Source organism: Geminocystis sp. NIES-3709, from assembly GCF_001548115.1.
Classification (GTDB): domain Bacteria; phylum Cyanobacteriota; class Cyanobacteriia; order Cyanobacteriales; family Cyanobacteriaceae; genus Geminocystis.
Map to the genome: position 1 here is coordinate 3,636,270 of NZ_AP014821.1, position 12,075 is coordinate 3,648,344.

12 protein-coding genes, 1 tRNA gene and 1 pseudogene are annotated in these 12,075 nt (G+C 32.1%); 6 read left to right on the forward strand and 8 right to left on the reverse strand.

The features are described 5' to 3' along the window. Positions 1 to 21: 21 nt before the first annotated feature. The 5 genes from GM3709_RS15480 (at position 22) to GM3709_RS15495 (ending at position 5,579) form a co-directional block, all read left to right on the forward strand. A complete protein-coding gene (locus GM3709_RS15480; protein ID WP_158506751.1) occupies positions 22 to 1,131 on the forward strand; it encodes a glycosyltransferase family 87 protein in 1,110 nt (369 codons plus the stop codon). A gap of 567 nt (positions 1,132 to 1,698) precedes the next feature. After that, positions 1,699 to 1,830 (forward strand): hypothetical protein, encoded by a 132-nt coding sequence (locus GM3709_RS21715; protein WP_255359666.1) that lies wholly within the window; start codon positions 1,699 to 1,701, stop codon positions 1,828 to 1,830. A 5-nt stretch (positions 1,831 to 1,835) separates the two neighbouring features. Next, a complete protein-coding gene (locus GM3709_RS15485; protein ID WP_066121026.1) occupies positions 1,836 to 3,455 on the forward strand; it encodes an alkaline phosphatase family protein in 1,620 nt (539 codons plus the stop codon). Beyond that, the gene (locus GM3709_RS15490; RefSeq protein ID WP_066121028.1) at positions 3,412 to 4,401 is read left to right on the forward strand and encodes an NAD(P)-dependent oxidoreductase; all 990 of its coding nucleotides are present in this window, start codon (positions 3,412 to 3,414) and stop codon (positions 4,399 to 4,401) included. The genes GM3709_RS15485 and GM3709_RS15490 overlap by 44 nt, the downstream gene beginning before the upstream one ends. Next, the gene (locus GM3709_RS15495) at positions 4,398 to 5,579 is read left to right on the forward strand and encodes a glycosyltransferase family 4 protein (RefSeq protein ID WP_066121030.1); all 1,182 of its coding nucleotides are present in this window, start codon (positions 4,398 to 4,400) and stop codon (positions 5,577 to 5,579) included. Before GM3709_RS15490 ends, GM3709_RS15495 begins: the two co-directional genes overlap by 4 nt. A 159-nt stretch (positions 5,580 to 5,738) precedes the next feature. On the opposite strand, the gene rplA is transcribed toward GM3709_RS15495, so the two are convergent. The 8 genes and pseudogenes from rplA to GM3709_RS19340 form a co-directional block, all read right to left on the reverse strand. Continuing rightward, positions 5,739 to 6,449: a 50S ribosomal protein L1 gene (gene rplA / locus GM3709_RS15500; protein WP_066121032.1), complete on the reverse strand. Its 711-nt coding sequence runs from the start codon at positions 6,447 to 6,449 to the stop codon at positions 5,739 to 5,741. Positions 6,450 to 6,560: 111 nt separating this feature from the next. Beyond that, on the reverse strand, positions 6,561 to 6,986 hold the full coding sequence (gene rplK, locus GM3709_RS15505) for a 50S ribosomal protein L11 (RefSeq protein WP_066121034.1): 426 nt from the start codon (positions 6,984 to 6,986) through the stop codon (positions 6,561 to 6,563). Positions 6,987 to 7,001: 15 nt separating this feature from the next. Next, positions 7,002 to 7,616 carry a transcription termination/antitermination protein NusG gene (gene nusG / locus GM3709_RS15510; protein WP_066121036.1) on the reverse strand — a complete coding sequence of 205 codons (615 nt, stop codon included), beginning with the start codon at positions 7,614 to 7,616 and terminating at the stop codon, positions 7,002 to 7,004. After that, positions 7,616 to 7,855: a preprotein translocase subunit SecE gene (gene secE, locus GM3709_RS15515; RefSeq protein WP_144439449.1), complete on the reverse strand. Its 240-nt coding sequence runs from the start codon at positions 7,853 to 7,855 to the stop codon at positions 7,616 to 7,618. Before secE ends, nusG begins: the two co-directional genes overlap by 1 nt. Before the next feature lie 109 nt (positions 7,856 to 7,964). After that, positions 7,965 to 8,037 (reverse strand) — tRNA-Trp (locus tag GM3709_RS15520). A 115-nt stretch (positions 8,038 to 8,152) separates the two neighbouring features. Next, positions 8,153 to 8,545, reverse strand: coding sequence for a 50S ribosomal protein L19 (gene rplS / locus GM3709_RS15525; RefSeq protein WP_066121986.1), 393 nt, complete (start codon positions 8,543 to 8,545; stop codon positions 8,153 to 8,155). Between the two features lie 188 nt (positions 8,546 to 8,733). Further along, positions 8,734 to 9,648, reverse strand: coding sequence for a metallophosphoesterase (locus tag GM3709_RS15530; RefSeq protein ID WP_231937579.1), 915 nt, complete (start codon positions 9,646 to 9,648; stop codon positions 8,734 to 8,736). A gap of 583 nt (positions 9,649 to 10,231) precedes the next feature. After that, a pseudogene (locus GM3709_RS19340) lies at positions 10,232 to 11,393 on the reverse strand (IS630 family transposase). A 232-nt stretch (positions 11,394 to 11,625) separates the two neighbouring features. On the opposite strand from GM3709_RS19340, the gene GM3709_RS21205 reads away from it, so the two are divergent. Then, the gene (locus GM3709_RS21205) at positions 11,626 to 12,069 is read left to right on the forward strand and encodes a DUF6444 domain-containing protein (protein ID WP_197671849.1); all 444 of its coding nucleotides are present in this window, start codon (positions 11,626 to 11,628) and stop codon (positions 12,067 to 12,069) included. Positions 12,070 to 12,075: the final 6 nt, after the last annotated feature.

Below are 12,075 nucleotides of genomic sequence, written 5' to 3' on the forward strand. Positions count from 1 at the left end.
ATAATAAATTTTACACAAAAGTTGAATATTTTATCTGTTATTTTATCATTAATAAGTATAGTTTATCTTATTAAGGGTTTTTATTCTTTATTTCCCACTAATAAAGAACACATTGATTTATTTTTTCGTTGGCAAGAACAACAATATATTTATCACGGATATTATCCTTATTTTGCAAGAAAAGGTAGTAATTTAGTAATCGAAAATATAGGAGCGATCGATTCTGGTGGTTATCTTCCTTGGTCATTTTTTAGCGGATTTTTATTTTTTCCCCCTATTTCTTATCCTTTAACTCGTATATATCATATTGTTCTTAATCTTATTTGTTTAAGTATTTTAGGTTTATTTGCTTATAATTTAGGTAAAAATTATCATCAATCCTATAGTTTATTTGCCCTAGCATCTGTTTTGGCAATTAGCAGTAATTCTACAACTATTTCTCATGGTCAATATGGTTTAATTATTAATGCTTTTCTGATTATTTTTTATATAATGCTTCAAAGAAATAAAAATATTTGGGCAGGTTTATTTTTAGGAATAGCTATGACAAAACCTAATATTTCAGCTTTTTATTTTTTGATTCCTCTCAGTCAAAAGAGATTTAAAACTATCTTCGTTTTCTTAATTTATATTATTTTTGGAACTCTTTATATTTTAAAGAAAACTAATACTCATTTATGGTTAATATTAACAGATATTTTTAAACAATCTAATTTTTTTACAGCACAAGGTAACTCCTTAGTTAATCTATTTTTACCCTTGGGAATCTCCCCTAATAATGCTACGATTATTTTAGGAATGTTGGGGATAATAATTTGTTTGACTGTTTTTTATTTCTACCGTAATTATTCTTTATTAACTCTATTTGCGATCGCATCTATCATGGGGAGAGTTTGTTTTTATCATTTAATTTACGATAATGTGATGATGGTTTTTTTGTTATTAGCATTATTAGAATTAACTTTTAAAAATCCTCATAAATTAAATATTATAGTGTTATCAATAGTAGGAATAACGTTATGGATTCCTGCGAAAGCAGTTAATTTATTTCCTTTTTATGAGTATAAGATACAGTTTATTATTTGGATTTTAGCGGGTGTTTATTTATTAATAGCTCAAAAAAAATCATAAAAATTATGAACTCAAAGTAGCCAAGCCAAAATTATTTACTGATCAGGTTTTAATTCTCTAAGAAATTAAGAATATTGCTCTCTTTGAACAGAATAAAACTCTACAATTTTTTGCTTTTAATAATTTTGCTCTTTATCGTCTTCACTTTTTACATTTTTGAAAGATTAGCTGAACTTGGCTATGAAAGTAATAATTTAACGGGGCTTCTTTGAATAAAGTTAAAGATTTTAAAAATCAAATAGGGGGTGAACTAATTACAAATTGGACAGTAATAAAACCGCTCCATTCTAGTTATCGTATATATCGAAAATTGACTTTAAAAGATTAAAATAAGAAAGAAAAATATCAAGACTAAACACAAATGGTTAAACTAATTAACAATTTATTTATCCCTAAAAAATTATCACGAAATTTTCCTGAGAAAAAAATTAGAATCCGAACATTTAGATACAGCTTTTTGCACTCAAATAATAATAGGAGTATTATTAACTTTAATTAGTTTTTTTCTAGCTGATTCGATCGTAAATATATCCTTATCAAGGTTATAATAAATTCTATTTAACAAGTATGATTTATGGTGGAATTGGAGATGTTAATATTAGCGATATTCGTAAACTAATAACTTATCTTACTATTAAAAATGATGTCTTAACAACTATTTCCTATGATCAAGAAAAAATTATCAAATATTTGGGGTAAAAATAATGATTATTGTAGTTTGTTTAGATTCTGCTGATCCTGATTTAATTTCTACTTGGTTAGATGAGGGAAAACTCCCTTTTTTACAATCGTTAAAAGACAAAGGAATTTGGAGTAAAGTTAACTCTTTAGCTAGTCTTCTTTCTGATGCACCTTGGTCATCTTTTCATACTGGAGTTTCTCCGGGTAAACATGGTTATTATAATTTTCAAAGGTTAGAAAAGGGAACTACTAATATTATTAGAGTAAATGCTCGATCGCATTGTAAATACTTGCCTTTTTGGCATAAATTTCATCAAAATAATCAAAAAATAGCAAGTTTTGATTTCCCAAAAACTTTTCCTTTAGAGAATATTAATGGTGTTCAAATAACAGGATGGGGTGAAGAATATCCTATGATTCCTGCTTATTCAATTCCTGAAGATAAAGTAAAAGAAATTACTCGTCTTTTCGGTAAATATCGCCACCCAAAAGAAATAATTAATCCTAAATTTATTAGTCAAGAAAAACGTCGTTATAATTTATTACTTTCTAATTTAAAACAAAAAACTAAAGCTGTAAAATGGCTACTTGAACAAGATAATTATGATTTATTTTTAGCTTCTTTTGGGGAAATTCATTATGGCAATCATTTCTTTTATCATGATTATAATACTCAACATTGGGCTTATAATGCTCAAAGAGCTAAACATTTTCAATCGGCTTTACCTAATCTTTATAGTCAATTAGATCGAGGTTGTGAGGAAATTCTCAAAGATGTGGATGAAGATGCAACTATTTTTGTGGTTTCAGTTCATGGCATTAGTCCTTATTATGGTGGTAATCACCTTATATCTGAAATTATGGAGAAATTTGGTTGGCAGGTTAAACCAGATTCTCAAATTAAAGAAACAAATATAACCGGTTGGGAAAAATTATTAGAAACTCCATGGAGTCAAAAACTGAGAAATATAATTCCCCAAGATATTAGAAGTTTTATTAACGATCGCCTTATACCCACTACAATACACGATCGATTACAAAATTACCAGTTTAATAAAAGTATTAATTGGCAAGAAACGAGAGCTTTTTTCTTAGACATTCATTTTCAAGGTTTTATTCGTATTAATCTCAAAAATAGAGAACCAAATGGTATTGTTGAACGAGGAGAGGAGTATAATTCCCTTTGTGAAGAAATCATCACTGAACTTAAATTATTAGTTAATCTTGATACTAATAAACCTGCTATAGAAGAAATTTATCATGTTTCTCAATTGGTGCAAGGAGAGAGTATTGAAGAATTACCAGATATTGTGTTTAAGTGGGTAGAAGATCAAGAAATTAAGCAACTTTATCATCCCAAATTAGGTTTAATTTCGGCTCCTGCACCTCCTCGACGTAAAACGAACCATCGGGGAAAAGGATTTTTGTTAGCTGTAGGTAAACATATTAATCCCTATGCCCAAATATCAGAAATTAATGTCCTTGATTTTGCTCCAACTTTACTGTATTTATTAGGACAAAGTATTCCTGAATATATGGAAGGAAGAATTTTAGAAGAAATGATCGATCGTCAATTTAAAGAGAATAATCCGATTAAATATGAAAGTTTTAGTGACGGGTGCAACAGGTTTTGTCGGTGGTAATTTAACAGAACAACTTTTAAAAAGTGGCTACCAAGTTAAAGTTATTGCCCGAAAACCTGAACTGATCAAAAATGAACAAATAGAAGTGGTAACAGGAGATATTACCGATCAAAAAATAATTGATCAAGCTGTTGATGGTTGTCAACAAATTTATCATTTAGCGGGTAAAACCAGTCGCTCTCAATCTTCCCGTCAAGATTTTTGGCAAACAAATGTAGAAGCAACTCGTAATTTAGCTGAAAAAGCGATGGAAGCTAAAGTCGAAAAGTTTATTTATGCCAGTAGTGCTGGAGTTTATGGTATTAATTCTTGCAACATGGTTAATGAAAAAAGTCCTACTGATCCTAATACTATTTATCGTCGCACGAAATTAGCCGGAGAAAAAATCTTACTTTCTTATTATCAAGAAAAAGGATTACCTGTAGTTATCGCTCGTCTTAGTAGCATGGTAGGAAAAAATGCTTTAAATTGGTTAGGATTAACCAAAGCGATGTCAAAGACACGCGGAGCGCACGCAACTCAAAATTTTCAATTATTAGGATCAGGTAATAACGAATTTAATCTAATTCACATTAAAGATGCCGTGAGAGCATTGCAACTTTGTGGAGAAATATCTCAAAGTACAGGAAATTGTTACTTAATTGGCTCAAAAAATGCCATAACTTTACGAGAATTTATTACCTTGATTGCCAAAAATTTAGGCGTTAAATTTCCTCAAGAAAACAAGTTTACTTTACCTTTTGAAATATTATTAACTATATCACAAATTTTACATCAAACTTTCAGAATTGAAATGCCTTTAGCTCATCGTTATGAATTGTTTTTAAGTTCTCGAATTTTGGACATTACTAAAGCTGAAACTGAATTAGGATTTGTACCGCAATTTTCCTTAGAAGAAGGTGTAATGGAAATGATCCAAAGCTTTAAAAATAATGGTTATCTATGAAAATTTTATTAATTAATGATTATGCTACCCCCACAGGAGGAGCTGAAATAAGTACCTTAACTTTAAGAGATTTATTATGTCAAAAAGGTCATGATGTACGTTTATTTTCAAGTTCAGTGCAAATTTCGGGACAAAAACCCTTAGCTGATTATTATTGTTTTGGTACAACTTCAAGGTTTAGAACTCTACTTCAGACAGTTAATATTTTCGCATGGTTTCGTTTGCGCCAAGTTTTAAAGGAATTTAAACCCGATGTAGTTCATGTTATTTTGTTTTTAACTCAACTTTCGCCCTTAATTTTGCCTTTACTGAAAAATATTCCTTGTTTACTACAAGTCGTTTGGTATCGTTCAATTTGTCCATTAGGTACAAAAAGATTACCCAACAATTCCATTTGTCAGGTTAAAGTTGGTAAACCTTGTTATGTTAATCACTGTTTACCTTTAAAAGATTTTTTACCTTTAATGTTACAGATGAAACTGTTAGAATCATGGCATTTTGTTTTTGATTTAATTGTTGCTAATAGTGATTATGTGAAAACAGTTTTTGAAAAGGAAAATATTAAGGTTTCAGATGTAATTTATCACGGAGTTCCAAAACGGGAAATTCGATCGAATTTATCATCAATACCTCTAGTTGGTTTTGCCGGGCGTTTAGTACCAGAAAAGGGTGTAGATTTATTAATTAGAGCCTTTAATCAAGCAATTAAAGTTGTTCCTAACGCTCAATTACTAATTGCTGGTAGTGGTTCAGAGGATAAGAATTTAAAGAATTTAATCAAAGAATTAAACTTAAATTCATCCGTGCAAATGTTAGGTTATATTCCTCAAAAAAAATTAGCTTCTACATTTAATCAAGTTTGGTTACAAGTTGTACCTTCCTTGTGGGCAGAACCTTTTGGCATGGCGGCAGTAGAAGCCATCATCTCTGGTATTCCTGTCATTGCAAGTAAAACTGGTGGTTTACAAGAAATTATCGAAGATGGTATTACTGGAATACTAATTTCTCCTGGAGATGAACAGGCTTTATCTTCTGCTTTAATTAAACTACTAACTAATGATGATTTAACAAAAAAAATGGGAAAAGCGGCTCAAAAAGTTGCTTTAACTAAATTTACAGAAGAAATAATGATCGATAAATTTTTTACAATTTACAATAAATTACTCAATAACAATTAGGGTGTGCTGAAAAAGTATGAGTGATGAGGAGTAGGTATTAGATTCATTTTTGACTATTCCAATTAATTGATTTAATCAATTTTTTTTACCTAATTCCTAATTCCTAATTTCTAATACCTTATCTTATACAATAATTTTATATCGAACTCAGGTAATTATTTAATCGTTTAATTTAAGATCTCTTAAAGAGTTAATATCAATTTCGATCGAAGGCCCCATAGAAGAAGAAACATAAACACTACGCCAATAACGACCTTTCGCTCCCGAAGGACGCTGACGATCGACGGTTTCTTGTATTGCTTTTAAATTAGATAATAAATCCTCCGCAGAAAAAGAAGATTTACCAAATAAGACATGAACAATACCAGTTCGATCGGCACGAAATTCTAATTTTCCAGCTTTAAACTCATTAATCGCACCAGCTAAATCAGTGGTAACAGTACCACCTTTAGGAGAAGGCATTAAACCTTTAGGACCTAAAGCACGTCCTAATTTAGCAATTTTGGGCATCATATCAGGGGTAGCAATTAACACATCGAAATCCATCATTCCTTTTTGAATTTCATCGATTAAATCTTCCTCACCAACTATATCCGCACCAGCAGACTTAGCTTCTTTTACTTGCTCACCTCTGGTAATTACCGCCACTCTGACAGTTTGCCCCGTTCCTTTAGGTAAACTAACAGTAGTTCTTAATTGCTGATCGGTATATTTAGGATCAATACCTAAGCGGATATGAACTTCTGCCGTTTCATCAAATTTAGCTGTTGCAGTTTCCTTTAACAATTCCAACGCTTCCAAAGGCTGATAGGCTTTGGTTTCCACCTTAGCTAAAGCCTCTTTAAATCTACGACTTACTTTTTTACTCATTTTAAGTTATGTATCTCCTTGGGTAAACTAACGAAGTAAATACCTCTCCCCAGAATAAAATTACTTTTATATTCAGCGATAAGGATTCGTGGGTAATAATTTAGTTGATAATTAATCAACTACGGTAACACCCATATTACGGGCAGTTCCAGCAATAATCTTCATGGCCGCTTCAATGTCATTAGCATTTAAGTCTGGCATTTTTGTTTGAGCAATTTCTTGTAATTGAGCTTTAGTAATTTTCGCTACTTTATTACGATTAGGTTCTTTTGAACCACTTTTAATACCTACAGCAGTTTTGATTAACTCAGAAGCTGGAGGAGTTTTAAGAATAAAGGTAAAACTACGATCTTCAAAAACAGAAATTTCTACAGGAATAATCATCCCTACTTGATTGGCGGTTTTGGCGTTATATTCTTTACAGAATGCCATAATATTCACACCGTGTTGCCCTAAAGCAGGACCAACCGGAGGCGCGGGGTTTGCCTTGCCCGCAGTTAAAGCTAATTTGATTAATGCAACGACTTTTTTTGCCATTGTTAAAGTTTCCTTTTATCCTTGTTTTTCTACTTGATTAAATTCCAATTCTACGGGAGTGTCACGCCCAAAAATTGATAATAAAGCCTTGAGTTTGCTTCTTTCGGTACTAACCTCAATTACTTCTCCGGCAAAATCTTTAAAGGGCCCAGACAGTACGAGAATTTGATCTCCCACCTGCATATCAATTTTGACCACAGGTTCGGCATCTTCCATTTGTTTGAAAATGCGATCGACTTCAGAAGGGGATAATGGCATGGGTTTAACATGACCTCGTCCTCTACCAACTGCCCGTCTTTGTTCTGCTCCTACAAAATTAATTACGTTAGGAGTACCTTTAACCATCTGCCAAGCATCATCATCTAAGATCATTTCTACTAGCACATAGCCGGGTAAGACTTTTTCTTCGCCACTATAGCGACTACCATCTTTGCGAACTTTGACCGTTGGACTTTGAGGGATTCTTACTTGTAAGACTCGATCGCCTAAATCAAAACTATTAACTCGTTGTTCGATGTCAGTTTTGACTTTTTTTTCGCATCCAGCACCTACCTGTACTACATACCAACGAGGTTTTCCCACCGCCCTTTTCGGGGTTGATTCCGACTCATTTTCTGGAGTAAAAGTCATCAAAACACCTTCCCAGCCGCCCAGCCAAACACTTTATCTACTAGATAAATTAGAGTAGCAACTAATGTTACCATAAGTATTACTGCTACGGACTCACTGAGTAACTGTTGACGGGAAGGCCAAACCACTTTGGCTAATTCTTGCTTTGTTTCCTCGACAAAATTAGCATTATTGGCATTGTTATTCTCAGTATCGGACTGACTAACATTTTTAGCCTTGACAGTTTCTTTATTTGTCACGATAATTTCCTCATTAATAGACGTTTTTTCTGGGTCGATAAATCAGACACCACTATAATTCTCTATTATAGAGTTTGTTAACCATCTATTTTTCTTGTGGTCAGACCAACACGCCCTAGAGGACTTGAACCCCTGACATTCGGTTTTGGAGACCGACGTTCTACCAACTGAACTAAGGACGTATATTTTAATACTATAACGAGTTGGGTTAAATTTTGTCAAGTTTGTTACTTGATTTAACTTTTTTATAGCTAGTTGGAACTTCACGGCAAGAAATTGGGTAACACCCTAGAGAAACTATTTTTTTGTGGTGGTTTTTCCTTCCACAGGACGATCGAAACGTTGTTTAATGCGGGTAGCTTTACCAACTCTATCTCTGAGATAGTAAAGTTTTGCTCGTCTGACTTTACCACGACGGATTACTTGAATGTTAGCTACTACGGGAGAATGAATCATGAAGACTCTTTCCACACCAACACCTTGAAAAACTCGTCTCACGGTAATCGTTTCGTTAATACCGCCATTACGCATAGCGATAATTGTACCCTCGAAGGGTTGTACTCTTTCTTTACCACCCTCTTGAATGCGGACACCGACTTTAATGGTGTCACCAACATTTATGGAGGGTAATGAACTTTTGTCTTTCAGATATTCAGCCTCGATCGACCGAATTATCGCATTTGCATTTATAGACATGGAGATTTATTGCTTGAAAACTCACAATTCTCTATCATAACTTTTATCTGATTTCCTTGTCAATAGAAAATAGTTAAGAATCAAACAGTTTAACTATTTCACCTCAGTTCGAGATCAAATTATCGGCGAACAATAGGGAAAAGGGAACTATCATAACTTTATTGATACTAAAGGTAATCTAGTTAGCGTAGCGTAAAAACAGTAATTTCTGGTCGGCAATTAAATCGAATATAGGGATAAGCCATACCAACCCCTCTATTGGTGTATTGAATCATGTCTCTAACTTTATATAAACCTTGTGTATATATGCGGCCATGAGGAGGTAATAAAGGAGCTCCGAAAAAAGGAATACGAACTTGTCCACCGTGGGAATGGCCTGATAATTGTAACTGAAAGCGATGAGTAAAAGAACTTCTTTTTGCATAATCTGGTTCATGAACTAAGAGAATATTCACTCCTTTATCGGGCAATTTTTTTAATATTGGTTTTAATTTATCTTTGCTAAAAGAGACACTATCAACTCCTGCAATATTAAGAATACCAGTATTTTTTTTAAAGGTATAAATTTCATTTTTTAAATTAATAATATTACTATCTTTTAAGGCTTGTTCAACTAAAGTTACGTCGGTGGCATAATCATGATTACCTAATACTGAAAAACTTTTATATTTAGGAGTTAGTTTTTTTAGGGTTCTAGTTAATATTTCTTGATCTTTGACAAAAGAATGAGTTGTTACTTCAGAATCAATAAAACCTAATTTATGTAATAATTTTTTAGATAAAGATAACGGTTTTCTTTTTTCTAAAGAGACAAAACTTCCATCTATTCTTTCTACATAAGTGGTATTTTGAGAGAAAAAATCTCCAGTAAGAAAAACGATGTCAGGAGATTGTTTATTAACTAATTCTATGATATTTTTTAGTCTTTTTTCTGTCATCCAATCGTTGATATGAATATCAGTAATTTGTACTATTTTCCAACCTACAAATTCTTGATCTAAATTAGGTAAACTAAGTTCAATATTTTTAATTTCTATCCACTGAGGTTCTATTTGATAAATGTAAATCAAAAAACCTAATACACTTAAAGTGAGCATTAGAAAAAATATTATCAATAATTTAAAAAGTTTTAAAAGAATTTTAATTAAATATCTCACCATAGAATTAGATAGGACGAAAGCTACAATTATTTATACAATCTTGTTGGTTTGTTCGTCCTTCCAGTGTAACCTAAATCAAATTTGATCAAAAAAATACATTTGTGCATAATTTTATTTACATTCAGAATATCGTAGTATGCTACAATACAGGATCAAAATTTATCTTCAAAATATTTTAATTCATGAACGCCATAATCAGTTTTTATTAATAGTTTTTGCCGTTGATTTTACTTTAATTACTTCCACATAACGAAGGATTTTTTCTTTTATTTTAAACCCTTGACGGACAATTTTTGTTACGGTTCGATTCGATCGGGTATATCCTCTCTTTCCTCTCGATCGACTACCTGACAGATGCTAAAATTAGGTATATCCCCATTAAACTCGATTTTTTCTACACCCCGACGAGACAAAATAGTTAGTAATTTTCCTGCATACTAGCGGTAAATTTGGGCAATCTCTTAAAGGCTTTTAGGTTTAAATTTTCGGCATTGCTGAATTAAGGTAAGCTAAGACGCATTTAACTTACATTGATTAATTCACCCTTATTCTTAAATTTTTTACTCCAATTAATTACTAAACCTCCTTCATTTAATAAGTAATTTACTGTTTTTTCTAGCTGTTCTTTATTTTCAAAGTTTCTATAAGCTATATATTCCTTTGCCGAATGCCACACTAATTCTATTAAGTTATAATCTGGACTATATACCGGTAAATATTCTAGTCTTATATTCGGTAGATTTTTTTCTATTTTTTCTACTATTTCCTTTTTTTTATGGAAACTTGCGTTGTCTAATATTATGATTATTTTCGGACCACATTCTTTAAAATCTTTTTCATCATTTCCCTTACTTACCCATTCATTTTTTATTTCTTCCCATAACTTTTTTAATTGTTCACAAAACGTTTCTGAATCACCTTTTTTTATTACAAAACATCTTCTTTTTTTATCCGAATATCTTATTCCTCCCATGATATTTACTCTTCCTCTTCTTCTTTCTCCCTTCACCTTTTTTCTTTTTCCTTTTTTCGTCCATGTTTTTCTTCTTATCACCCTTAAACTAAAACCACATTCATGAGGGGCTGTGTGGCGAATTTAGTTCGCCACTTTAAACGCCCCATCCCAAAACCATACTTGAACTAACTCAGGATTCTCTTTACCTATTTCTATGTAATGTTCTAATTTTTCTTTAAATGCTTTTCTTTGTTCTTGATTTTGTTTGTCTTCTAAACTATATTTTCCCCAAATATAACTATACTTTTTTCTTTTTAATATCCTCACTACTTGTGATTTGCTTAATTTAATTCCTGTTTCTTTTTCCAAATGTTCTGATAATCTTTGCCCCGTCCATCGACCAAAATCATATCCAAAATCTTCAGGATTTTTATCAACTACTTCTAATAATCTTTCAATATATTTATCCGTTGCTTTTGTTTGGTTTCCTTTTCTTCTTTTATCTTGCAATGAATCTACATTATTAGGATTACCATGAACTGCCCAGTAAGCCACCGTTTTGGGGGAACAACCCAAAAAAACTGCTATTTCTTGATAATTTTTACCATCATTCTCTAATAAAAATATTAAAATTCTTTCCCTGACTTCCGATCTCTTTTCTATTTTTAAAGCATCTTGTAGATACTTTCTTTCTTCCTTCCTCTGACAAAAAATTTTTAGAAGGCATAAATCACACCTAAGTTTTATCTTTTCTGACTTAAATTATATACCAAATCAATGCGTCTTAGCTTATGATTGTTAGATAAAGCGATCGCCTTTGGCGGCACTGCACGATCGCACCTCACCTCGATAAGGTATGGGAATATCTTGGAATTTAAAATAATGAATCAAAAAGGTAACTACCTACGTCAAGTAAATTAATTAAGGCAGAGAGAACATAAAATGATAAAATAATTTTTATGAAAGTCGAAACCCAGATACTGCAAATAATTAGCTTACAAAAAGAAAATCAACGACTGCGTGAAGAGAATCAGGGGTTGAAAGAACTTATAGCAGAACTAAAGAAGGGTTTGGAAAGGAATAGTCAAAATAGTTCCAAACCTCCATCTAGTGATGGATTGAAAAAACCGCCTCGAACAAGAAGTCTAAGAGGGAAAAGTGATAAAAAAAACGGTGGGCAAGTGGGACACCTTGGTAAGACTTTGGAGAAGGTATCAAAACCAGATCATGTGATTAAACATCCAACTCTCTCTTGTTGTGATAATTGTGGTTGTTCCACCCACTCAGCTAAATTAGTTTCAACCATTATTCGACAAGTATTTGAGCTACCAAAACCGAAAATAGAAGTCATCGAACATCAAGTAGAAGTCAAACAATGTGGTCAATGTGGGAAGAAAATATAAGGAAGT

Excerpts from the sequence above, each read along its gene's own strand:
- GM3709_RS21715 (WP_255359666.1), top strand. The coding sequence starts at position 1,699 with ATGATTTATGGTGGAATTGGAGATGTTAATATTAGCGATATTCGTAAA.
- GM3709_RS15490 (WP_066121028.1), top strand. The coding sequence starts at position 3,412 with ATGAAAGTTTTAGTGACGGGTGCAACAGGTTTTGTCGGTGGTAATTTA.
- GM3709_RS15530 (WP_231937579.1), bottom strand. The coding sequence starts at position 9,648 with ATGCTCACTTTAAGTGTATTAGGTTTTTTGATTTACATTTATCAAATA.
- rplA (WP_066121032.1), bottom strand. The coding sequence starts at position 6,449 with ATGAGTAAAAAAGTAAGTCGTAGATTTAAAGAGGCTTTAGCTAAGGTG.
- GM3709_RS21205 (WP_197671849.1), top strand. The coding sequence starts at position 11,626 with ATGAAAGTCGAAACCCAGATACTGCAAATAATTAGCTTACAAAAAGAA.
- nusG (WP_066121036.1), bottom strand. The coding sequence starts at position 7,616 with ATGACTTTTACTCCAGAAAATGAGTCGGAATCAACCCCGAAAAGGGCG.
- GM3709_RS15485 (WP_066121026.1), top strand. The coding sequence starts at position 1,836 with ATGATTATTGTAGTTTGTTTAGATTCTGCTGATCCTGATTTAATTTCT.
- rplK (WP_066121034.1), bottom strand. The coding sequence starts at position 6,986 with ATGGCAAAAAAAGTCGTTGCATTAATCAAATTAGCTTTAACTGCGGGC.
- GM3709_RS15495 (WP_066121030.1), top strand. The coding sequence starts at position 4,398 with ATGAAAATTTTATTAATTAATGATTATGCTACCCCCACAGGAGGAGCT.